The sequence below is a fragment of the Halobaculum rarum genome, from assembly GCF_040025155.1.
GTDB classification, from domain to species: Archaea; Halobacteriota; Halobacteria; order Halobacteriales; family Haloferacaceae; genus Halobaculum; species Halobaculum rarum.
In genome coordinates this window covers 477,642-500,478 of sequence record NZ_CP157275.1, presented here as the reverse complement: position 1 = coordinate 500,478, position 22,837 = coordinate 477,642, and the positions used below count along the sequence as shown (strand labels likewise).

22 protein-coding genes are annotated in these 22,837 nt (G+C 67.3%); 8 read left to right on the top strand and 14 right to left on the bottom strand.

Features of this window, described 5'->3' with window-relative positions:
• Positions 1–31 precede the first annotated feature (31 nt).
• The gene (locus ABJD39_RS02610; RefSeq protein ID WP_348611752.1) at positions 32–991 is read right to left on the bottom strand and encodes a phytoene/squalene synthase family protein; all 960 of its coding nucleotides are present in this window, start codon (positions 989–991) and stop codon (positions 32–34) included.
• A 150-nt stretch (positions 992–1,141) separates the two neighbouring features.
• Entirely contained in the window at positions 1,142–1,279 is a 138-nt protein-coding gene (locus ABJD39_RS02605; RefSeq protein ID WP_348611749.1) for an HVO_2523 family zinc finger protein, read from the bottom strand.
• A gap of 116 nt (positions 1,280–1,395) precedes the next feature.
• Here ABJD39_RS02605 and ABJD39_RS02600 point away from each other — a divergent pair, with 116 nt between their 5' ends.
• Together ABJD39_RS02600 and ABJD39_RS02595 are read left to right on the top strand one after the other, a co-directional pair.
• Entirely contained in the window at positions 1,396–2,952 is a 1,557-nt protein-coding gene (locus ABJD39_RS02600) for a molybdopterin-dependent oxidoreductase (RefSeq protein ID WP_348611746.1), read from the top strand.
• A gap of 83 nt (positions 2,953–3,035) precedes the next feature.
• The gene (locus ABJD39_RS02595) at positions 3,036–3,893 is read left to right on the top strand and encodes a ZIP family metal transporter (RefSeq protein WP_348611743.1); all 858 of its coding nucleotides are present in this window, start codon (positions 3,036–3,038) and stop codon (positions 3,891–3,893) included.
• Between the two features lie 61 nt (positions 3,894–3,954).
• On the opposite strand, the gene ABJD39_RS02590 is transcribed toward ABJD39_RS02595, so the two are convergent.
• Together ABJD39_RS02590 and ABJD39_RS02585 are read right to left on the bottom strand one after the other, a co-directional pair.
• Positions 3,955–4,371 carry a hypothetical protein gene (locus ABJD39_RS02590; protein ID WP_348611740.1) on the bottom strand — a complete coding sequence of 139 codons (417 nt, stop codon included), beginning with the start codon at positions 4,369–4,371 and terminating at the stop codon, positions 3,955–3,957.
• A complete protein-coding gene (locus ABJD39_RS02585) occupies positions 4,368–5,375 on the bottom strand; it encodes a DUF7490 domain-containing protein (RefSeq protein WP_348611737.1) in 1,008 nt (335 codons plus the stop codon). Before ABJD39_RS02585 ends, ABJD39_RS02590 begins: the two co-directional genes overlap by 4 nt.
• 105 nt (positions 5,376–5,480) lie before the next feature.
• Here ABJD39_RS02585 and ABJD39_RS02580 point away from each other — a divergent pair, with 105 nt between their 5' ends.
• Positions 5,481–5,885 (top strand): universal stress protein, encoded by a 405-nt coding sequence (locus tag ABJD39_RS02580; RefSeq protein ID WP_348611734.1) that lies wholly within the window; start codon positions 5,481–5,483, stop codon positions 5,883–5,885.
• A gap of 104 nt (positions 5,886–5,989) precedes the next feature.
• A complete protein-coding gene (locus ABJD39_RS02575) occupies positions 5,990–6,523 on the top strand; it encodes a GNAT family N-acetyltransferase (protein WP_348611731.1) in 534 nt (177 codons plus the stop codon).
• Here ABJD39_RS02575 and ABJD39_RS02570 read toward each other — a convergent pair whose 3' ends face one another.
• From ABJD39_RS02570 to ABJD39_RS02555, 4 genes are all read right to left on the bottom strand, one after another.
• Positions 6,524–7,750, bottom strand: coding sequence for a TIGR00300 family protein (locus ABJD39_RS02570; RefSeq protein ID WP_348611728.1), 1,227 nt, complete (start codon positions 7,748–7,750; stop codon positions 6,524–6,526).
• Positions 7,751–7,852: 102 nt separating this feature from the next.
• The gene (locus ABJD39_RS02565) at positions 7,853–8,347 is read right to left on the bottom strand and encodes a hypothetical protein (protein ID WP_348611725.1); all 495 of its coding nucleotides are present in this window, start codon (positions 8,345–8,347) and stop codon (positions 7,853–7,855) included.
• 83 nt (positions 8,348–8,430) lie between these two features.
• Positions 8,431–9,408, bottom strand: coding sequence for an alpha/beta hydrolase (locus ABJD39_RS02560; protein ID WP_348611722.1), 978 nt, complete (start codon positions 9,406–9,408; stop codon positions 8,431–8,433).
• Positions 9,405–9,839: a hypothetical protein gene (locus ABJD39_RS02555; RefSeq protein ID WP_348611719.1), complete on the bottom strand. Its 435-nt coding sequence runs from the start codon at positions 9,837–9,839 to the stop codon at positions 9,405–9,407. Before ABJD39_RS02555 ends, ABJD39_RS02560 begins: the two co-directional genes overlap by 4 nt.
• Before the next feature lie 271 nt (positions 9,840–10,110).
• Between ABJD39_RS02555 and ABJD39_RS02550 the strand changes: the two genes are divergently transcribed.
• Positions 10,111–11,022 (top strand): winged helix-turn-helix domain-containing protein, encoded by a 912-nt coding sequence (locus tag ABJD39_RS02550; protein WP_431357861.1) that lies wholly within the window; start codon positions 10,111–10,113, stop codon positions 11,020–11,022.
• A 32-nt stretch (positions 11,023–11,054) separates the two neighbouring features.
• Here the strand turns inward: ABJD39_RS02550 and ABJD39_RS02545 are convergent, their stop codons facing one another.
• The 4 genes from ABJD39_RS02545 to ABJD39_RS02530 form a co-directional block, all read right to left on the bottom strand.
• The gene (locus ABJD39_RS02545) at positions 11,055–13,262 is read right to left on the bottom strand and encodes a prolyl oligopeptidase family serine peptidase (RefSeq protein ID WP_348611713.1); all 2,208 of its coding nucleotides are present in this window, start codon (positions 13,260–13,262) and stop codon (positions 11,055–11,057) included.
• Between the two features lie 134 nt (positions 13,263–13,396).
• The gene (locus tag ABJD39_RS02540; protein WP_348611710.1) at positions 13,397–15,634 is read right to left on the bottom strand and encodes an amino acid permease; all 2,238 of its coding nucleotides are present in this window, start codon (positions 15,632–15,634) and stop codon (positions 13,397–13,399) included.
• Positions 15,631–16,080 carry a universal stress protein gene (locus ABJD39_RS02535; protein WP_348611707.1) on the bottom strand — a complete coding sequence of 150 codons (450 nt, stop codon included), beginning with the start codon at positions 16,078–16,080 and terminating at the stop codon, positions 15,631–15,633. Before ABJD39_RS02535 ends, ABJD39_RS02540 begins: the two co-directional genes overlap by 4 nt.
• A 291-nt stretch (positions 16,081–16,371) precedes the next feature.
• Entirely contained in the window at positions 16,372–16,566 is a 195-nt protein-coding gene (locus tag ABJD39_RS02530) for a DUF7511 domain-containing protein (protein ID WP_348611704.1), read from the bottom strand.
• A gap of 1,194 nt (positions 16,567–17,760) precedes the next feature.
• On the opposite strand from ABJD39_RS02530, the gene ABJD39_RS02525 reads away from it, so the two are divergent.
• Together ABJD39_RS02525 and ABJD39_RS02520 are read left to right on the top strand one after the other, a co-directional pair.
• Positions 17,761–18,963 (top strand): orc1/cdc6 family replication initiation protein, encoded by a 1,203-nt coding sequence (locus tag ABJD39_RS02525; protein WP_348611701.1) that lies wholly within the window; start codon positions 17,761–17,763, stop codon positions 18,961–18,963.
• A gap of 343 nt (positions 18,964–19,306) precedes the next feature.
• Entirely contained in the window at positions 19,307–20,692 is a 1,386-nt protein-coding gene (locus tag ABJD39_RS02520) for an ATP-binding protein (protein WP_348611698.1), read from the top strand.
• A gap of 160 nt (positions 20,693–20,852) precedes the next feature.
• Here the strand turns inward: ABJD39_RS02520 and ABJD39_RS02515 are convergent, their stop codons facing one another.
• Positions 20,853–21,254, bottom strand: a complete 402-nt coding sequence (locus ABJD39_RS02515; RefSeq protein WP_348611696.1) for a hypothetical protein — start codon at positions 21,252–21,254, stop codon at positions 20,853–20,855.
• Positions 21,255–21,380: 126 nt separating this feature from the next.
• Entirely contained in the window at positions 21,381–21,953 is a 573-nt protein-coding gene (locus tag ABJD39_RS02510) for a metal-dependent hydrolase (RefSeq protein WP_348611694.1), read from the bottom strand.
• A gap of 143 nt (positions 21,954–22,096) precedes the next feature.
• Here ABJD39_RS02510 and ABJD39_RS02505 point away from each other — a divergent pair, with 143 nt between their 5' ends.
• Positions 22,097–22,510, top strand: a complete 414-nt coding sequence (locus ABJD39_RS02505; RefSeq protein ID WP_348611691.1) for an NUDIX hydrolase — start codon at positions 22,097–22,099, stop codon at positions 22,508–22,510.
• Positions 22,511–22,837: the final 327 nt, after the last annotated feature.

Genomic DNA, 22,837 nt, shown 5'->3' with positions numbered 1-22,837 from the left:
TGTTCGTGAACCGCGGTTGACGGACTGACGGTCAGCGGGCGGGAACCCGGTCGGCGTGCCCGGCGCCCGAGCGGTTCGACTCGCTGTCGCCGTACGGGACACAGGAGACGCGGCGGAACACGGTCTCGGGGTCCTTACACCGGAACCACGCCCAGCGCGTTTTGACGAACAGCGTGAGCTTGCGGTACGTGCTCAGCTCCGGCGTCGCCGAGAGCGTGTCGAAGCCGCGCTCGCGGATGAGCGCGTGGTGCTCGGCGTACAGCACCGCCGCCAGCAACACGGCGAACTGACAGTCCTCGGGGAGGTACTTGATGCCCGCGACGCCCTCCTTGTACAGCGACTCCGCGCGGCGCAGTTCGTGGCGCATCGCCGCCTCGACGTTCTCGCCGAACTCGAAGCGCTTGAGCTGGGCCTCGGTGACGCCGTACTCGCGCAGGGTCTCCTGCGGGAGATACACCCGGTCCAGTTCGACGATGTCCTCGCGCACGTCGCGCAGGAAGTTCGACAGCTGGAACGCGTCGCCCAGCGCCGTTGCGTGCGGGAGAGCGGCGGCGGGTTCGTCCGGGTCCATCACCGCAGTCATCATTCGACCCACCGCCGAGGCCGAGCCGTCCATGTACGCCTCCAGGTCCTCGTACGTCTCGTAGCGGTCGGTATCGATGTCCGAGCGCATCGCGTCGATGAACGTCTCGACGTCCTCGGCGGCGATGTCGTGCTCGTCGCACAGTTCGGCGAACGCCGAGAGGACGGCGTCGTCGGTCTCCTCGCGGCTGAGCGCGGCGTTACGGAGGCGATCCAGTTCCCGGCGCTGTTCGTCCGGCGGGCCCGTCTCCGCGCCGTCGACGATCTCGTCGGCGACGCGGAAGAACGCGTACAGCACGTAGGTCGGCTCGCGCACCCGTTCGGGCAGCACCCGGGTCGCGAAGTGGAAGGTCTTCCCCGTGCGCTGTTGGATGCGCTTACTCCGGGCGATCTGGTCGTCGTCTACCATCGTCGCCCCGGCGCGGCCCGCGCGCTGGTAGCACTGTCCCGTCCTCGCATCTGAGTAGAATTCCGTATGGCGGCCGACACCATAACAGTTGGTGCCGGTTCGGGCCTGCGGTTTTCGCACCCGTGAGCGACGCCAGGGTGGGCTGATCGATCACCCGTAGAACGGGTCCGAGCAGTCGAAAACGACGCCGTGTTGGGGGCAGACGTACTCGCAGTGGCGGTGAACCATCGAGGCCCCGCAGTAGGGACACGGTCGCGTCCGTTTCACCGCCTCCTCGCCGTCGCTCATACCTCGAGGCTTGCGCTCCCACGACAAAGCGGTTCGGAAGCTCGGGCGGATCGGTCCCGGGGCCCGGAGCCGGATGGCCGCACGCGTTTTACCCGTGGAAGCCGTTGCGTACTCGAATGAACGCCCGTCGCGCTCGCTCGTCCCGCCGCGTCGCGCTCGCCGCCGAGGTCGCCGTCGCGGTCGCCTCCGGAGTCGCGGTCACGGCAGGGACGTTCCTCGTCGTCGGCTTCTCCCCCCGCTGGGTCGTCGTCGCGATCGCCCAGACCGTGCTGCTCGCGCTCCCCGACGCGGCGCTGGCGGCCGGCATTCAGGGGCTCGGAAGCACAGCTCAGCCCTTGCTCGTCGCCGGGGCAGCGGGGCTCTCGGTGGCGCTGTTCGCTGGGATCGCGGGGCTCGCCCGTCGGATCGGTCGGACCGGCGACAGGGAACGGGCGGAGGTCGTCTTCCTCGTCGGCACGCTTCAGGCGCTCGCGGCGTTCCTGCTGTCGGTCGCGCCGGTCGCGGCCGTCGTCGGCGGCGTGTTCGGCGCCGCGGTCGTGGGCCTCGCGGGCGGCGTCGCGACCGGAACGGGCGACGTGTCCCGGGCGCGCCGCGGACTGTTGCGCTCGGCGGGCGTCGCGGCGGCGGCGGTGGGACTCGCGGGCGCCGGGCCGCTCGCACGCGCGCTCGGCGGGGGAGGGGGCGACTCCGCCGGGACGGAACCGGTCGACCCCGATCCGCTCGTCGAGCGATTGCTCGGGACGGCCGCGGACCGCTCGTTCGACCTCGCGGGCGCGGAGCCGCTCGTCTCGGAGTCGTTCTACGTCGTGGACAAGAACGCCGCGGACCCCCGGGTAAACCCCGAGACGTGGTCGCTTCGGGTCACCGGCGCTGTCGACGAGGAGGTCGAGGTCGACCTCGGCGCGGTCGAGTCGCGCCCCGCCGAGCATCGCTTCGTCACCCTCCGGTGCGTCGGCGATCAGGTGAACGGGCGGAAGGCCGACACCGCAGTGTGGACGGGCATCCCGATCGACGACCTGCTCGAGGAAGCCGGCGTTCGTCCCGATAGCTGCTGTGTCATGTTGCGCGCCGCGGACGACTACTACGAGGAGTTCCCGCTGTCTGCGCTCAGGGAGGGGCTGCTCGCGTACCGGATGAACGGGCTCCCGCTCCCGCGACAGCACGGCGCGCCGGTTCGGGCGCTGATCCCGGGCCACTGGGGGGAGATCAACGTGAAGTGGCTCACCGAGATCGAGATCCTCGAGGAGGAAGCGACGGGCTACTGGGAGGAGCGCGGCTGGCACGGCACCGGCCCCGTCTCGACGGTGGCCAAGCTTCACCACGTGGAGACCGCCGACGGCGCGGTCTCCGTCGGCGGCCACGCGTACGCGGGCACCCGCGGCGTCTCGGCCGTCGAAGTGTCGACCGACGGCGGCGACACCTGGTCGGAGGCCGACCTCACCGACCGCCTCCCGGGGCCGACGCCCGCAGACGGAGATCCGGACGACCCAGACGCCGTCGGCGGCGAGGCCGAGGACGCTTGGCGCGGCTGGCACTACGAGTACGAGGCCGACGAGAAACACGAGGTCGTCGTCCGCGCCGTCGAGGCCGACGGCACTGTCCAGCCCGCCGCCGAGCGCGACCCGTTCCCCCGTGGCGCCTCCGGCCGCGCGAGCCGGACGGTCCGTCCCTGAGAGGCTCCGTTCCCGAACGGATCTGCTCCGGATCCGGGTCACCGATCGGAGCCGTTATTAACCGCAACCGGTGCGTTAGTAATATGGCCGACGTGACTACCGACGGGACCGAGCGTCGGACGACTCGGACCCGGCAGATCGGCGCCGCGAGCACGGCGGCGCTGGTGGCCGCGACCGCGTACGCGCTCGCGACGGGACGGACGAAGCTGTTCGGGATCGCGTGGATCGCGTTCGGGGCGATGGCGATCGCCGGGTGGATCGCCGGGCGGACCAGCGATACCCATTCCGGGACGCTCGTGTGGGGGTACGGGCTCGCCGCGGGCGCGATGATCACCAGCGCGGCCGTCTTCCTCCTGCCGCAGGCGATCGGCCAGCACCCCGCCTACGGCGGGTTCGGGGTCGCGCTCGGGCTGCTCGTCGGCTACGGCGCACACACGCTCGGCCACCGCCTCTCGCACATGGATCTCCCGCTGGACCGGTCGCTGGCGGAACTGACCGCCCACGCCGTGAGCGCCGGCGCGATCATCGGCATCATCTACGGCAACATGCCGGATCTGGGCATCCTGCTGGGACTCTCGATCGTCTCGCACAAGGGACCGGCCGGCTACGCTGCCGTCCGTCGGTTCTCCGGTGACGGCGGCGACTGGACGGCGATCCTGCTGCCGGCGGCCGGCGTCGGCGTCGCCGCGATCGCCTCGTCGCTGGTCGCGCTGCCCGCCTCGGGCGCGGTCCGCGGCGTCGTGTTTGGCTTCGCGACCGGCGTGTTCCTCCACGTCGCGATGGACTTCCTCCCGGAGTGTGAGATCGGCAGCGAGGTCCACGAGTCGTTGAGCCACGAGGGGGACGCCCACACGCTGTTGGACCGCCTCCGGCTCCACGCCGTCGCCAGCACCGCGCTCGGCGGCCTGGCGGTGTTCGTCGGCTGGCTGGTCATCGTCTGAAAACCGGGGACTGCGCTGCGTTCGAGTTCGACACTGTCGGCGAAGCTTGGTCGGGTTGGTTCTACGAGGTAACGCGACGGACCTGCCGGGAGATGCCCGCGGCCGCGATCAGCAACACGGCGAGGTTGAACGCGCCGTGGAACAGCGAGCGATACTCCGCGGTGACCCACTGGTTGATCGTTCGGGAGACGGCGCCGTAGAACTGGATCCCCGCGATGAGCGCGAGCACGACGAGCGCGACGAGCACGAGGTAGTTGACGTATCTGACCATGTCCCGCGAGCGACCGCTGTCGGCATCGCTGGCGAGAGCGTCGCCGGTCCCCGCCGACGTATCGCCCGCCCGGCCGTCCGAAGCAGGATCCTCGCCGGCGTCCGCACCCGTCGGGGCGTCGCGGGTCGACACCGTTGGGTCGCTTCCACTCGACTCGCTTTCGCTCGGTTCCTCAGCCGTCGTGGTGTCGTCGGTGTCCTCGGTCATCGTCGGGTTCGCCTCCGTGCAAGCAGCGCGGCGCCGGCCAGCGCCACGACCGCGAGCGCCGGGCCGAAGCCGGGCGTCGCCGTCGAGGTCTCGGTGCGGGCCGCCGCCTCGGTCGCTCTGTCGTCCGCTCCGTCGTCGCCGGCGAAGTCGCCGACCTCGAACTCCACCTCGCGGGTGGTCTCGTTGGCCGAGATGGTCTCGGTCGGGTCGAGGTTCGCCACCGATCGGGCGGTGTCGACGAGCACGCCGTCGCGATACACCGCGGCGTCGACGTAGTAGTTGTAGTCGCTCGGGACGGTCGCCTCGGTCGTCGCGTCGGCGGTGCGGCCGGGGCCGATGCCGTCCACGGTCGTCGACTCGCGCGCGGCGACGAGGTTCGACTCCGCCTGCCGGAGGATGACCTCGACGCGCAGGTCGTCGCTCGACGCCGCGCCGCCGTTCGTCAGCGACGCCGCGACCGCCAGCGTGGTGCGGTTCGCTTCTCGGTCGACGGACGCGACTGACACCGACAGCGGCGGGACCGCCTCGCTCTCGGTGAAGCGGACCTCCGTGCCCAGCGCCTCCAGCCCGGAGACGCGCGTCCGGTCGCGGTCGACGACCTGGCCGTCGCGGAAGACGACCGTCTCGACGACGTAGCCGCCCTCGTGGGGCACCTCGATCGTCGCGTTCACCGGGACGCTCCGGTCGCCGATCAACTCGTCCAACTCGACCGTTCGCTCGGTCGTCAGGAGGCCGGATTCGGCGTCGTACGCGCGAAACCGTACGGAGACGTTGTCCGTGGGGTTGCCGCGGTGGCCGATGCGGGTGTGCAGCGTCAGCGTCGCCGTCGCGCCGTCGACCTCCCCGGGAGCGATCGCCGGCGACTCGGCGATGGTGACGTGACCGGGACGGACCGGACCGTCCGCGGCCGGGTCTGCGAGGACGCCGGGACCCACGGCGACCCCGAGGAGGGCGACGAGCAGGACGGCGACCGCGCCCGCGGTCAGCCGTCGTTCTCGTGACATACGGCCGGCACTGCACAGCGGCGTGGTAAACCCTTTGTGTAACGCGGAGGCGCCCGCTATCACGGCGTCGGCAGGGTTATGCGCCGCGCGCTCGCGCCATTGCGCATGCTGTACGTCCTAGCGACGAACTCGGTGCGAACCAGCGACGTGTTGTGCGAGTACCTCCGTGACCGGCTCGCACCCGGCGACGCGGTCCACGCGATCAACTCCCTGCACGGCGGGGATCAGACGAGTTCCGCGGACATCAGGGACGGCGAGAACGCGCTCGACGCCGTGGCGGACGCGCTCGACGGGATCGACGGTGTGACCGTCGAAACACACCAGTTCGTGCGTGGCAACCCGCCCGCCGAGGACGTGCTCGCGTACGCCGACGACGTGGACGCCGACGAGTTCGTCATCGGCGTCCGCAACCGCTCGCCGACCGCGAAGGTCGTCTTCGGTAGCGTCGCACAGGACCTCCTCCTCGGGGCGAACCTGCCGCTGCGCGTCGTCCCGCAGGAAACCGTGTAAGGCCGATGGCGATGGCTGACACCGTCTGAGGGTGCGGCCGACACTGTGCTAGCTGGTCACGTACCGGCGGGTGATTGAAGCGCCGCGACGACGACCGCCGCGGTATGCCCGGGCCCGTGTTCCGTCGCGGCGAGGCGGTCGAGTTGCGAACGGTCGAAGCGGCGGACGCCGCGTTTCTGGCGTCGCTGGTCAACGACCCGCAGGTTCGCGCCGGAACCGCGATGACGACCCCGATCAGCGAAGGCGACGAGCGCGAGTGGATCGAGTCGGCGGGCGACGATGGCGAGGTGCACCTCCTCGCGTGCGTGGACAGCGACCCCGTCGGGATCGCCGGCCTGAACGCGCCGAACGAGTCGTTCGGCAGCGTCGAACTCGGCTACCAGTTCGCGCCCGACAGCTGGGGCAACGGCTACGCCACCGATGCCGCCCGCGAGCTGTGCGCGTACGCCTTCGAGACGCGGCGGTTCCACAAGGTATACGCCGACGTCTACGAGACGAACCCCGCCTCCGCGCGGGTGCTGGAGAAGGTCGGCTTCGCCGAGGAGGGGCGCCACCGCGAGGAGGCGTTCGTCGACGGCGAGCACGTCGACATCAGGCGGTTCGGCCTGCTCGCCGACGAATGGGTCGAAGCGCGGTAACTACTCCAGGAGCTCCCCGGCGAGCATCGGCATGAACGTCCCCACGTCGGTGACCATCCCGACGGCCTGGGCGGAGCCGCGGTCGAGCAGCTGCGTGACGGTGGCGGGGTTGATGTCGACGCAGACGGTGCGCGTCGTCGACGGGAGGCAGTTGCCCACCGCGACGGAGTGCAACAGCGACGACAGCATGAGCACGAGGTCGGCATCGCGCGCCTGCTCTCGGATCGCGTTTTGCGCCTCGACGGCGTCGGTGATGGTGTCCGGCAGCGGGCCGTCGTCGCGGATGGACCCCGCGAGCACGAAGTCGCGGTCGTTGTCGACGCACTCGTACATGACGCCCTCGGTGATCAGCCCGTCCCCGACGGCGGCCTCGATCCCGCCCGCGCGGATCACCTCGCTGATCGTGTAGATGTGATGTTTGTGCCCCTTGCGTGGATGCTCCATCGTCTCGACGTCCATCCCGAGGCTGGTGCCGTACATCGACCGCTCCATGTCGTGGACGGCGAAGCCGTTGCCCGCGGAGATGGCGTCGACGTACCCCTCGCGCACGAGTCGCGCGAGCGCGGGGCCGCCCCCGGCGTGGATCACCGCCGGGCCGGCGACGCACAGGACGTTCCCGCCCTGAGCCTTCGTCTCGGCGATCGCCTCGGCGATGTCGCGGATGAGCGACGCGGAGGGACGCTCCGCGGAGACGCCGCCCTGCATGAAGCCGAACGGCCCCGACGCGTCCCGGGGGCGCTCGGGCGGCTTCACCCGGATGCCGGCGTCGCCGGTGACGACGAGGTCGTCCGCCTCGATACCGTTGAGCACCTTCGTCTCGGCGGTGACCGCGTCGCCGTCGCGGTCCACGACGATCGCACAGTCCATCTCGATGTTGTCGACCCCGACCCACTCGCCGTCGACCCGAACGTCGGTGGGGTGGTTCGTCGTCGAGTAGAAGCCGTCGGGGACGACGTTGTCGGCGGGCGCCGGCGTCAGCGTCGCGTCCGTCGGCGCCGCGAGCGTCGCGCCCGACTGGTGCAGTTCGTGGAGGATCGGGTTCAACGTCTCCTCGTCCTCGGCGATCACGCGCATCAGGCAGTACGACTCCTTTGTCTTGCTCGTCCCCACGCGAAACTCCTCGATGTCGAACTCGCCGCCGAGGTCCATCACGACGGTGAACGCGCGCTCCATGAGGCCGGAGTCGATGATGTGGCCCTCGAGCTCGACCACGTCGCTGACAGTCATACCGTCCGTGTGCCCCGCGCCGCTGAAAAGCTACCCGTAACCGCGGTATCGGCCGTGATCGACGGTCGCCACACTCGACTGCTCGGTCGGCGCGTCACCCGCCTAGATCAGGAGGCCCTTGAGCGCGTTCAGGACGCCCCAGGTGACCTGTGCGACGACGTTCCCCTGCTCGCCCTTGATGACGATGTCGTCGTTCCTGACCGCGTCGGCGAAGCGGTTCGCCGCCTGCTCGCCGCCGTTGGCGTCGGCGATGTTCGCTATCGTCGCGCGGTCGGTTTCCATCCGGAGCGTCGCGTCGTCGTGTGCCGACTCGCGGAGGTCGACGACGGCTCCGGCGCCGGTCATCCGGAACGAGTAGACGGCGGTTTCGCCGCCGTCGCTCACGTAGAGGTTCACGCGCTTGTTCTCGATCTGGCCCGCCAACGGGCCGAGATCGAGCCCGCCGCTGGCGTCGTTGTACAGGTCGAAGCCCGTCTCGAGTTGTGCGAACACCTCCCCGGACCACGACGGACGGTCCGGCTGTGCGGCGACGGGCGCGACCGCGACCGACATGACGAGGAGCGTTGCGACTGCGAGGGCGAGCGTTCTATTGAACATACCCAGTAGAGGTCGTCTGTGGAGATAAATACGTAGTACGGATCGGATGGTATCCGGATGCGGCCGGCCGCCGGCGGTTCCCGTCAGCGGCTCGTTCGAAACGGGTCGGTTCGGCTCTCTCGCTCGAAGACGGCGTCGAGGAACGCCACCTCGTGGGCGAGGACCTCGGTGAACCGGTCGTCCCAGGCGTCGAAGTGGCCCATCGGGAGCGCGACGAGCGAGGAGTCGGGAAGCTCGTCGGCCAGTCGGTCGGCGTACTTGTACGGGACGATCTGGTCGTCGGTACCGGCGACGACGAGCGCCGGACACGTCACCGCCGACGCGTCGGTGACCGGGCGGTACCGCGGCAGCGCCAGCAGCGTCCGCGCACGAGTGCGGTTCTGCCACGTGGAGTCCCGCGGGATCAGCGCCGCGTAGCCGTCGAGCGCGCCGGGCTCGTTCAGCGCCGCGAACTCCCCCGGCCGGCCGTACACCTTCACCTCGTGGCTCCTGCCGACGAGTCCGGCGAGGCGGTCGCGAACGCCAGCGCCGATCGCGCGAAGCAGGTATCGCGGCGACTTGCTCCGCAGCAGCGACCGGCCGTCGGCGAACGGCGTCCGCGCGACGACCGCGTCCACGTCGTACCGCTCGGCGGCGACGCTGACGACGTGGCCGCCGCCCAGCGAGACGCCCCACAGCGCGATCCCGTCGCCGAGGGCGTCGACGCCGCGGACGCGGTCGAGGGCCGCCTCCCAGTCGGCGATCTGGCGGCTCGGGAGCACCAGCGGCTCCCCCTCGGAGGGACCGAAGCCGCGGTAGTCGAACGTGAACGCCGCGTACCCCACGTCCGCGAGGTGTTCGGCCAGCCGGTCGAGCCCGAAGGCAGCCTCGGCGGCGAAGCCGTGCCCGAGCACGACCGTGTCGGGGTCGTCCACGTCGCGCGGGCGGTACAGCGTCCCGACGCAGTCGTCGCCGTCGACGGTGAACGTGAGCTGACGCGTGGCGAAGCGCTCGCGCGAGGGGCGCTCCCCGCGTACGCGCCGCGCCGGCGGCCGGTCGGGGGTCGCTAGCGGGGCGCTCATCGACTCCCTCCGTCGCCGGCCGGCCGGCCCGGTTCGTCGTTCGCGACGGCGCTCGCGTGTGGGGCGTCAGAGTCGACATCGGCGTCGGGGTCCGTCTCGACGGTCTCGAGCACGCGCGCGGAGAACTCCTCCTCGGAGATTCGATAGTTGGTCAGGTCGTCGAGCCACGCGGCCTCGACGTGCCAGGTCGCCTGCACGTCGTCCTCGAAGCGCAGCGAGGTGGCGTCCACGCGCCGCGGCTCGAGATCGCCGGCCTCGACGAGGTCGATCACGGTGTTGCAGACGCGCCCCATCTCTCCGTGTGCCGGACGCTCCGCGGGAAGCGTCGTCGTGTAGGCGACGGCGACGCGCTCCGGCGAGAGGCGAACGTCAGCGACGTCGATGCCGTCGGCTCGCAGTTCCCGGGCGAGCGCCGACTCGTCGGTTGTCATACCTGCGGCTACACTCGGGGGCGACTTACTGGTTCCGGGCACACGCTGGCCGTCGGACGCGATGTTGTAGAACGGAACGGCTGGGACGGAGGGGTGGGAGTCCATGTCAGAGGCACTGTGTCCCTCCGACCCAACGCAAACGATCGATCGTCTCACAGTGACTTAACGACTTGGTGAAACACCGTTCACCACGTGTGTGGGGCTGGACAGATGGTGAATTGGACTACACCTATCTTATCTGATATGACGAACGGAACACGTATGAGTTTCCATGTGGCAGTACGGACAGATGGACGACGAGGCGTCGCGGCGGACGTTCGAGTTGTTGGCGAACGAGACGCGGCTCGGGATCATTTCGGCGCTCGGGGAGGCCAGCGGGGAGGGCGGGTACGCGACGCTGGCGTTCTCGGAGCTGCAGGCGGTGACGGGAGTCGAGGACAACGGCCAGTTCAACTACCACCTAAAGAAACTCATCGGCGAGTTCATCGAAGACCGCGAGGGCGGGTACGCGCTGACGCTCGCGGGGATCCGGGCGTATCAGGCGATCGTGGCGCACCGGTTCGACGCGGAAATCGAGGTCGAACCGTTCGAACCCGCGGATATCGTGGACTGTGAGCACTGTGGTGGAACGATGAACGCATGGTACGAGGATGGACGACTACGGATCGCTTGTACCGACTGCGGCGAATCCGTCATGTACTATCCAGTTCCGGTTTCGAACTTCGACACCGACGATCCACGATCGCTCGTGAGTGCCGCCAAAACTCGGTTGATACGCGATGAATCGTCGATGCTCCACGGGATCTGTCCGTACTGCGCTGGAAGGACGAACTGGTCGATAGGGCCGACGCAAGGATACTGGGAGGAGAAGAACCTCCGCGATCACGATGCCGTGGTCCACGTCGCTTGCGAGCGCTGTGCGTGGTTCATGTACGGAAACGTCGCCGGAAAGATCAGGTTTCATCCGACAGTCTCGACGTTCCTGATCGACCACGGTCTCGATCCGTGGAGCCTGCCTCCGTGGTCGTTACCATACGAGCGGTCCGAGGAGGTCACCGATATCGATCCGCTTCAAGTAGAGGTCGTGTTCGAAATCGACGGTGATCGACTCACTGTCATCGTTGACGAGGAGATGAACGTGGTCGATAATCACACAGAATCGTACAAGTCGGAGTCGAACTAGTCGACCTCGACTCGACGTGTCGGTGTTCTCGTCTACAGCCGGTCTACCGAGAGATCCAACCGCTCGAACACGAACCCCCAGCGCTCGCTGTTCTCGCGCACCTGCATCGACGTGGGCTTGCCGACGCCGTGGCCGGCGTCGTCCTCGACGCGGAGGATCACCGGCTCGTCGCCGGTGGTTCGTTCCTGAACGAGCGCGGTCATCTTGCGCGCGTGGCTCGGGTGGACGCGCGTGTCGCCCAGCGCGGTCGTGAACATCGTCGCGGGGTAGTCGGCCTCGGGGGCGTTGTGATACGGCGAGTACTCGCGGATGTACGCGAACGCCTCCGGGTCCTCCTCGGGGTGGCCGTACTCCGTCGTCCACGAGGCACCGAGCAGGAACCGATGGAACCGGAGCATGTCGAGCAGCGGCACGTGACACAGCGCGACCGCCCAGCGGTCGGGTCGCTGGGTGATCAGCGCGCCGACGAGCAGCCCGCCGTTGGAGCCGCCGACGGCGCCGATGCGGTCGGGGTCCGCCCAGCCGGTCTCGGCGAGGCCGTCGGCGACCGCGAGCGCGTCGTCGAACACACGCTGTTTGTTCCCCCGGCGCCCGGCCTCGTGCCACGGCTCGCCGTACTCGGTGCCCCCGCGCAGCGTCGCGAGCACGAACACGCCGCCGGCGGCGAGAAACGGCAGGCGGAAGCGGTCGAACGTCGGGGTTCGGTTCACCCGGAAGCCGCCGTAGCCGCTGAGCAGCGCGGGGTTGTCGCCGCCGGGGTCCACGTCGCTTCGGCGGACGACGAACGCCGGCACGTCGGTGCCGTCGGCCGACTCGAACCACTCCTGGCTCACCTCGATGTCGAACTCGATCGCGGTCGACTGCCGACACAGCGTCTCGGTCGTCCCGTCGTCGAGGGCGACGCGGCGGACGGCGGGCGGCTCGGCGAACGACTGGACCGTCAGGTACGCCTCGGGGTCGTCGCTCGCGCCGTGGACGCCCGCGACCGTTGGGAACGCCGGGAGGTCGACCGTCCGCTCGCGCTCGCCGTCGGTGTCGAGGATCGCGAGCTCGGAGCTGGCGTCGCGATGGTAGTGGGCGAGGATCCGGTCGCCCGCGAGCTCGACGCCGCGGAGGACGGCGTCCGTCTCGGGGATCAGTTCGTCGTACGCCTCGGGCTCGTCCGCCTCGCCCGCGAGTGCGGCGTCAAGCGACGCGGCGAGGACACGCGAGAAGTCGGCGCCGTGGTCGGTCGCGAGCAGCAGGCGGTCGCGGTCGCCGTCGATCGTCGGCGTGAACACCGCGTCGACGCCGGTGAGCACCGGCCGGAGTTCGGCTTCCGTCGGGTCGCCGCGGTAGCCGTACACGTCGGAGCGCTCCCATCCCTCGACATAGCCGGCGACCAGCGCGTCGCCGTCGCTCACGAGCGTCGGCCACGTGGTCTCTCCGATATCGTCGGCGACGACGTGGTCGTCGGCGGGGGCCGACCCGGAGCCGAACTCGTGATAGCGGATCGCCTTGTCGAGTTGGCCGTCGGACGCCTCGTCAGCGTCCTCCCCCGCGCCGCCCTCGCCGTCAGCGTCGCCGGCGCCATCGTCGCCGGCGGCACCGGTCGTCACGTAGTAGAACCCCCGAGGTGAGGCCGCGGCCGCGTCGTCGGTAGTGTCAGTATCGGTTACGCCGTCGCCGTCCGCCTCAACCCACGCGAACCCGTTTTTTTGGGTTCGTCCGGCGCCCTGGACCGTCTCGATGACCTCGGCCGTCGCCACGTCGACGATCCGGACGTCGTACTGCTCGTCGCCGCCCTCGGCGACGCCGTACGCGAGGTACTCGCCCTCGGGGCCGGGGACGAACCAGTCCATCGAGACCGTGCCGTCGCCGGCCCACTCGTTCGGGTCGACCAGCACGGTCCCCTCGTCGGTGCCGACGGCGTCGGGGTCGTCGTACGCGTAGAGCACGGGCTGTTCGTCGTCCGGACGCTTCACCTCCTGAAACAGGCGGTCGCCGGCGGGCGTGACGGGGCCGTACTGGCCGACGCGCCCGAGCGACTCGAAGCGCTCGGCCAGCGCCTCGCGGTGCGGGGTATCGAGGACGGCCTCGGCGTATTCGTTCTGTGCGTCGGTCCACTCCCGGACCTCGGCGTCGTCGCCCTCCAGCCAGCGGTACGGGTCCGTGATCGACTCGCCGTGGAGTTCCTCGGTGACGGGTCGCTGCGGCGTCTCGGGAGGGCCGCCCGGGTCCGGGGCGTCGGTGTCGGTCATCGATCCAGAGTCCGGGCGTCGTCGGAAGTAGCTGCCCCTCGGCGGCGCGATTGCCGGGACCGGGAGCCGACCCGGACCGGTTCCGGTTCGGGCCCAGTCGCAGTCGTCCTCGACGACCCCGCGCTCGACGACGGCTAGCGGCCGAACAGCCGGTCGAGGAGGCTGCGGTCACTGGGTCGCTCGGCCAGGAGAACGGAGGCATCGACCTCGTCCACCACGTCGAGCGCGAGCGCGCCCGAGACCAGGCGCGAGAGCATCCCGCGCTCGGTGGCGCCGATGACGACCAGCGAACAGTCCTCGCTTTGGCGTCGGATCGCCGCCTCCACGTCGCCGGACTCGACGACCTGCTCGGCGTCGCCGAGGTCGTGTTCGTCGGCCCAGGTCGCGAGGAACGCCTCCCCCTCGTCCACGTCGTCGCTGACGTGGAGCAGCCGGACCTCCGAGCCGTACGCTTCCCGCAGGTAGCCCGCGACCTCCGCGGACAGGTCCGAGTCCGGGCCGCCCGCGGTCGGGACGAGCACGCGCTCGGGGTCGAAGCCGCGGTCCTTGAGCACGAGGAAGTCGCACGGGAGGTTCCGCGTGAGTTCGTCGACGCGCCCCTCGACGCGGCCGGGAGAGCCGTGGCCCTCCGGCCCCCAACCCATCACGACGAGGTCGGCGTCGTGGGTGCGGGCGGCGTCGAACACCTCCTCGAACGAGCGGTGGGAGACGATGGTGCTCGTCTCGACCGTGACGCCCAACTCCTCGGCGTCGAGACGCGCACGTTCGAGCAGTTCGTCGCTCCCGTCGTCGAACTTGCGGACGTTGTCCGCGGCGTACTCCAGGGAGGTCTGGTCGGGGACGGAAACGATATGGACGGCGTCGACGGTCCCGCCGCGCTGCTGGGCGATCCGCGCGGCGAGTTCGATGAGTGTTGCCTCGGTGGCGGGGTTCGCCAGCGGCACCATCACGCGGTACTCCCCGCCGTCGGGGGCGACCGCGTCCGCCGCGTCGACGGCGGCGTCCGGCATCGCGTCGGATTTCGAGCGGACGTAGTCCGCGAGCGCGCCCTCACTGGTCGTACGCGATCGGGCGTACCCGAAGTACCACACCAGCGCGAACGCGACGAACGCGGCGCCGATGAGCACGACCGTCGGCTCGATGAAGACGATGAGCGCGAGCGAGACGATCGTGCCAAGGATCGGCACGGCCGGGTAGAGGGGCACGGTGTAGCTCGGCTCGTACCCCTCGACGTTCGCCTCGCGGAACACGATCAGCGCGATGTTGAGCAGGGCGTAGATGACGAGGTGGAGCACCGACCCGAGCGTCGCGAGCGTGTTCACGTCCGCGAGGACGATGAACAGCAGGATGAGCGCGCCCGTGACGGCGATCGAGCGGTAGGGCGTTCCGAACCGGGGATGGATCTCGTTGAGCTCCGGGGAGACGAGGCGATCCCGGCCCATCGCGAAGTTGATCCGCGAGGACGCGAGGATCGACGCGTTCGCGCTGGAGGCGGTCGCCAGCAGCCCGCCGATCAGCATCGCGATCGCCCCCGCGGGCCCGAGGACGATCCGCGCCACCTCGACGACCGCGATCTGGCCGTCCGGGATGTTCGCGATGAACCCCTGCTCGACGGCGGCGCTCATCACGATGAGCACGAGCGCGTAGATGACGGTCACGATGACGACCGAGCCGATGACGGCCCGCGGGAGGTTCCGTCCGGGGTCTTTGATCTCCTCGGCGACGGAGGTGATCTGGACGAACCCGAGATAGGAGACGAAGATGAGCCCGGTCGTCGTGAGCATCGGCCCGAAGCCGGTCCCCTCCGCGATGTTCGCCGGGTCCGCGCGGAGCGTGCCCGCGATCGTGAACACCGTGAGGATGAGGACCAGGAGCACGACGATCACGTTCTGGAGCCGGCCGGTCTCCTTGGCGCCGACGTAGTTGATCATGACGAACAGTGCCGCGCCCGCGAGCGCGACGGCCTTCACGCCGACGGGGATCGCGATCCCGACGAACGGAACGGCGATCGACCCGCCGGAGATGTTGACGACGTACTCGCCGAACCCGACCATGTAGAACGCCGAGGCGAACGCCAGCCCCATCCAGTTGGCCCATCCGGCCACGGAGCCGAACATCGGACCGAGCGCCTGATTCACGTAGTAGTAGGCGCCCCCCGACACCGGCATCGCCGTCCCCAACTCGGAGGCGGAAAAGGCCGTCAGGATCGCGATGGCGCCCCCGAGCACGAACGAGATCACGGCGAACGACCCGGCCTCGCTGATCGCGACGCCGGGGAGGACGAAGATCCCCGCGCCGATCATGGTCCCGACGCCGATTGTCAGCGCCGCGAGCGGGCCGAGGTCCTTCGCGAGCTCCTCGTCGCCGCTCATTCGTCCTCCGGCGATTCGTCGTCGCCGTCGGTCGGTCGCGGCAGGCTCACCACGGGCCGGTCGGCGTCAGTCACCAACCGCAGCGTGATGTCGCCGGTGAGCATCCGGACGAAGCGGCCGCCGTCGCGCGGCGTGAACGCGATCGCGGTCGCGTCCACGTCGGCGGCGACCGACAGGATGCCGTCGAGGATGTCAGTGTCGTAGACGATCTCGCGGTCGACGTGCACGTTCGGCAGCGCGGCGTCGAAGGTGTCGAACGCCTCGCGGGCGGCTAACTCGCGCTGCTCGACGCTCGCCTTGTCCGGGGCGCCGCCGGCCTTCTCGACGACGTATACGAGCGTTACCTCGCCCACCTCAGCGTCGTAGGCGGCGATCGCGGCGGCCGTGGCGGACGCGTCAGCGTCGGAGGCGACGGGGACGACGACCCGCGAGAGCAGGTCGCTCATCGGTCGGTACCTCCATCCTGGGCGTCGGGTTCGGCGGGGTGGTCGCGCCGACCGGGCGGTCGAGGCGGGCCGTTCGCGCCGCTGGTGCGTATGTCGGTCATGTCACGTCGCTCGGACCCGATCGGCGTAAACGCTTCCCCTTGCGGCCGTGGCTGAGGGTTCGCTTGTACAGGCGGTACAAGGCGGTTGCCACGGGACTTGACCCCGGAGTGTGTTCACTGGAGTGGACAGTCGGCGGGTGTGGAAGGCGAGTCGAGTTCGAGCGGAGGACCGATTCGAATGGGATTCGTCCTATCGGAGGTCGTCGAGCGACACGGCCGCGTCGGCGTCGACGGTGATCCATGTCGTCTCCAAGGTCTCCGGATCGTAGACGGTCACCGAACTCGGGTTCGAGCCGTCGTCGAAGAGGTACCGAAGCCCGAACTCGGGGAGGTTCTCGAGGGCGTCCGGCTCCCGGAGCTGCGGCAGATCGTCGCTCGCGTGCATGCTAGTACGTCTCACATTCAGGTATATGACAGTGCGGTCCAAATTATCGAAAGAGAAAGCCTCTCCGCTTCTGTCGGGTCGCGTTTACTTGGAATACCTGCAGCGGTTGTCTCGGTCGCGATCGATCGCTGCTGGGCTGCCGCTACTGTCACTGGGATATGAGATACACGTATCCCTCCGAATTCACCCGCACTGTACGTGAACGAGCGGATGATACCGAATTTGCATCCAGAAATCGCTGCCGGAGGCTGACACCCAAGCACCCGTGATCGTATTCGGGCGTGAGCGAGGCTGAAACCTGCATTCTACTCGCGTGTCCGGCACAGAAATTGCGGCGCATTCGCCGTATTCGCGGGGATACTCTGGGCTACAGTGGGTATTTCGAATTGAGCCACTCACCCTGTACGACTGGTCGTACTCTGCTGGCTACAGCTATACTCGCGAATTCGGGGGTTCAGCCACTGTTGTCCAGTTAGTGGCGATACTCAACTACGATCGATGGCACATAGCGAATCCTCTGAATTCGGGCGTGTAGCGGAGTCTCTCGAGGGGATACGCCACAAAGTGTCGAACACTGCGAGTTCAGCGATAGTCGAGGCGACCACGCCACTGTAGTCCGAGCGTATCCCGCATATCCACACTGGAGAAGGCGTCAATCGAGGGGATACAGATCAGTGTCAACTCAATCGATTACTCTCATCATTGTCGGTTGGTGTACTGACGGTATCCACTACACGAGAACTGTACACAGCGGGCTGTCCAGTCGATATACGGTCGAAGTCACGCTGATCCGGGGTTCGGCCTGCTGTGTGCTGGTGCCGTGGGGTCTCGGTTGTTCTCGCAGTAGAGTGACTCCGTAGGGGGACACCCCTCATTTCGTCTGTTTATCGCCGTGGACACAGGCGTACGAGAACTGCGATAATTACTGGACACGCCACCTCAGGAGCTCGATCAGCCACGGGCATCGACACAAGTGCTCTCCCGATATCACCCCCACCCCTCATTTCGTCTGTTCTGATCCCTTTAGGGGTGGGGCACCTGAGCGGACCGCCATTGTACGCCGCGGCGTACTGCCGGTCAAGATGTAGAAGCGACTGGTGGACAGGACTGGTGGACAGGTGTGAAATCACACGAAACAGCCGAAACACAAGAACAGAGTTATATCCCCAGTTCTCGACCCTGCATCCGAGTAGGATGAGCGAGGATCTCTTCGCCGGGATGACCGAGACGCTGTTCGAGGACAAGTCGATCCTCTCCGAGGAGTACCGGCCGGACGACATCGTCGAGCGCGAGGAGGAGATCGATGCGTACCGGATCGCGCTCAAGGACGTTCTGTTCGGTCGCAACCCCTCGAACGTCTTCATCTACGGGAAGACCGGCGTCGGCAAGACCGCGGTTACCGAGTACATCACATCCGCGCTCGCCGACGAAGTCGACCGTCGCTCCGAGGCCGACGATCTCCACGTCCACTCGCACAACTGCAACGACGACACGGTGTATCGAACGGTGCGGTCGCTGATTCACAGCATCCGCGGCGACGACGGCGAGCCGTTCCCTGAGACCGGCCTCTCCACGTCGCATGCACTCGAGACGCTGTACGAGGAGATGGACGACCGCGGCGGCACGTTTCTGTTCGTCCTTGATGAGGTCGACCACCTCTCGGATCCGGACTCACTGTTGTATGAACTACCGCGGGCCCGCGCGAACGGCAACCTCAAGACGGCGCGGGTCGGCCTGATCGGGATCAGCAACAACTACACGTTCCGGTCGTCGCTGAGTCCGAAGGTCAAAGACACCCTGATGGAGAAGGAGATCGGCTTCTCACCATACGACGCCGGCGAGCTGCGGTCGATCCTGGCGAACCGCGCCGAGAAAGCGCTGATCGATGGCGCCTACGAGAAGTCGTCGATCGCGTTGTGTGCGGCGATGGCAGCCAAGGACACCGGCAGCGCGCGGCAGGCGATCGACCTCCTCCGCGAGGGCGGCGACGTGGCCGAGGAACGCGGCGCCGACCGCATCGTCGACGAACACATCCACGTCGCGAGCGACCGGGTTCAGCGCGGTCGCGTTCGAGACAAGCTCCGCGACCAGACGATGCACGGACAGCTCATCCTCGAGGCGGTCGCGCGGCTCGAACGCGACGGCGAGACGGGTGTACGCTCGAAGGCGATCAAGGACGTGTACGAACGCGTCGCCGTCGGGTGGGGCCACGATCCGCTCACGACGCTCAAGAGCGTGCAGAATCACTTGGCGGACCTCACGATGCTCGGCTTTCTCGAACGCAGCGAACGCAACGACGGCCGCGCGGGCGGCGCTCACTATCGGTACGAGCTCACGCTCGACCCCGAAATCGTCCTAGAGACCAGAGAGGCGATCGAGACCGACCCGGCGACGTGAGGTGAATTGACAAGAGGGGACGTGTGTGTTCTCTTCAGAACAGACGAAACGAGGGGTGTGTCCCCCCACCGTGTCCTGAGCCCAACTCTGGGTCCCCTCCATTCACAACCAGATAACAGACGAAACGAGGGGTGTCCCTGTTCGTTGCCCCAAGACGGTCCACGTGCATCCGATTTCAATAGCTGCGCAAGCCCCAGAAACATGCCGTCAGGGCAAGTAGTTGACTGAACGCTCGTGGGAGATTCCGGCGCACGAGGCAGTAACACCCTCGCCCATGAACGGTGACGAAGTTGGTACATGGAGGAAGCTATAAGTTATTATCGCAATAATCATTATCCAGAGTATGACCTTCTACGACCGAGACCAAGAACTCGATGCTCTCCGAACGTCCTTCGAGTCGCCAGAGTGCGGGTTCTATGTCGTCTACGGTCGCCGGCGCGTGGGGAAAACTGCACTCCTCAAGGAGTTCTGCGCTGACCGACCGCACATCTATTTTCTCGCAGCACAAGAGGCCGAAGCCCGTCAGCGTGAGAAATTCATCGAAAAGATCGCCGAACACTTCGATGACCGCGTCCCCCGTATCGGTGGCTGGGACGAGGCCTTCGACTATCTCGGCGAGAAACTCGCCACCGAACAGCTCGTCCTCGTCATCGATGAGTTCCCATACCTCGTAGCAGAGAACGACTCGCTTCCGTCCTATCTCCAGTCGTTCATCGATGAGCAACTCCAGAATACGGACTCGATGCTCGTCCTGTGCGGATCCAGCATTAGCACGATGGAATCCGACGTGCTCGGCCACGAAAGTCCACTGTACGGTCGACGAACAGGACAGATCGATCTCCAGCCGTTTTCCTTCCAGCAAGCGCGCGAGGTCATTGGATACGATATCGAGGATGCGATTCGGTCGTATGCCGTCACTGGGGGGACCCCGATGTACCTCACGCTCTTCGACTATGATCTCCCTCTCGGTGAGAACATCCGAACACAGATGCTTTCCCCCACTGCCGTTCTGTACAACGAACCCGAGTTCCTCCTTCAAAGCGAGCTTCGCAACCCGGCCCGGTACATGAGCATCCTCGAAGCAGTAGCAACGGGGCACACGACTCCCAACGAAATCGCTGGTGCAACTGGAATCGACTCCGGACCACTCTCGAAGTATCTTCAGACACTCCGGCGGTTGCGCCTCATCGACCGTGCTGTCCCTGTGACCGCGTCGGCAAAACAGTCGAAGCGGTCACGATATCGAGTCGCCGACGAATTTCTGCGCTTCTGGTTCCGGTTCGTCGAACCGAATCGCTCCAGCATCGAAGAGGCCCCGAAAGTCGTCTTCGACGGGACGATCGAACCGACCCTTCCCGACCACGTCGCACCGACGTTCGAGGACGTCTGTGAGGAAGTCGTGTGGGAGAAGATCCGACGTGGCGAACTCGCGCCCTACTCCGAAGTCGGGCGATGGTGGTACGGCGAACACGAGATCGACATCGTCGGCCTCGCTCCGGATGACGACCGTATTCTGCTCGCGGAATGCAAGTGGACGAGCGACCCTGTCGGCCATTCGGTCGCGTCACAGCTCCGGGAGAAGGCCCCGCACGTTCGATGGGGCCCGGAGACGAGAGAGGAGGAATTCGCCCTGTTCTCGAAGAGCGGGTTCGTCGATGGGCTTGCCGACGACCTTACAGACGACTGGTCGTTAATTGATCTCACCGAGGTCGACGTCTGCCTTTCTTGACCTTCACGAGCGGACGAACCAATACCTCGAAGAAGTAGAAGCTGCCGTTTGGGCCCAATGACCAAGCCGCGACAACGTACGACGGCGACTGCCGACGAACGGATTCGCGTCAGCGAGACGGTGAGTCGGGACTCGACCGCCGCCACCGGGAAGGTGAGCGCTACGGCGCGGCAGTGGCCGTATCGCCAGTTTCTGGATCGAACGGGAGGGTGATGACGAGTTCGTCGAACCTGACGACCGGACGCTTACTCTGGCCGTCTTCCTCGAAGAAGGTGATGCCCAACTGGGCGAGCCGACTGAGTTCCTCGCGGACGTTCTTCACGTCCCGGTCAACAACCCTGGCGGTCTCGTTGATGCTGGATGGCTCTTCTCGGCGGATGGCTTCGATGAGATCGAGGACACGCGGCGTCAGCGTCTCCATGAGGTCGTCGTAGCTGGTGAACGAGAGCGTCGGCGTGGAATCCACCTCGTCGCCACGTTCGAGCGCCTCGATCCCGTTGGTGACATCGTCGTGGAACTCACTGGACGACTTCGCGGTCACGACGAGGGGTGATAGAGTCACGTGACCTCGAACTCGGGTTTCGGGACTTCGGTCCAGAATCGTTCCCAGAGCTCGACGATTGACGGGGTGGAGGCAAAGCGGGACGTCTCGCCCGTAGTCGGGGAGCCGTGGATGGTCGGGTCCGCTTCAGGCGCGGTCGACGTGCGCCTGCTTCCAGTAGCGTCGTACTCGCAGTCCCACGAACACGACGAGCGCGACGGCGATCAGCTCCAGCTGGGGATGCGTCTCCATATCCTGATAGATCTGGAGCAGCCGGATCCAGGGGGCGATATCGTCGCCGGCTGAGGTCGGCATCGGGAACAACGGGTACAGCAGGAACCGCGCGGCCCACAGGTCGCCGGCGAGCAGGGACCGATACGTGTCGCCGAGGAGGTGGCTCAGGTAGCCGACGGCGAAGGCTGCCGGTGTGGCGATCCGCAGCCGCTCGGGGAGGGTTCCGTCCGCCCAGCGACCGTGGAGTCGGCGGGCGACCCACCACACGGCGATCGAACAGATCGCGAAGGTGAACAGCGAGTGTGCCAGCGATCGACCGTATCGAAGGACCTCTATGTACGCGAGCGGTTTGTCGACGAGATCGGGGAACTGGCTGCCGATCGCCAGCGGGACGAGCGCGGCGCGGGCGGGCAGGCGGTGGGTCCCGACGGCCGCGTAGCCCGCATACCAGATGTACGCGAACGCGAGGTGTCCCAGCGGTAACACGATAACGGGGAGGTGTGGGGTGTGGATAAACGGGGCGATCGCGGCTGGGGTTGCAGAACAGCACGGAGCACTGTCGTTCTTCAGGGGGAGTGGGTGCCAAAGTGCTCGCCACATTGATACATGATACGTCCGTACCTCAACCGATGACGGATGAGCCGCTTCGCGCGACCGTGTCCCAGCGCGGCGTCGTCTTCGCGCCGACCGACGAGGTGTTGATCGTCCGGCGAGCGACTGACGGCGGCTGGGAACTGCCCGGCGGCCGCGTCGACCGCGGCGAGCGTGCCGTCGCGGGCGTCCGGCGTGAGATCACAGAGGAGACGACGCTCGAGCCGGAGGTCGTCACGCCCGTCGACACGCTCGTGTGGCACAACGACGATGGGAACGGGCGGTTCGGGGTGTACTACTATTGTCAGGTGAATGAACGGGACGTGTCGCTGTCTGGGGAGCATGACGAGTACGACTGGACGGCGGTGCGTGAGGCACGACGACGATTGAGCGAGCCACAGGCCGCGGCCGTCACTGCCGCGTCGGAGCGGCGGCGGTCCGAATCGAAGTGACGCGAGTTCCACCTGTGGAACAACGAAACTGAGTCCTCAACTGCGGTGCGTCCGACGGCCATCCGGCCGGGTTAATTGCTGTCGTCGGGTGATATCCGAGCTGATCCGGGTGAGCACGCTTGCCGTGTCGATGGTTCGTTCGGGTTCGCTCAGTGGTTCCCCGGCCCTATCAACTATCCAAAAACTATTTCTCGCAGTCTCGTACTTGTGATGACGCGGTGCCCGAGAACCAACGATATGAGTACTGTCCGCGGTGTGAGGACCAACGAGCGGTGGTCGAGACCGTGCCGTGGCAGTCGGACATGTGCAAGGAGTGCGGTACCTCAC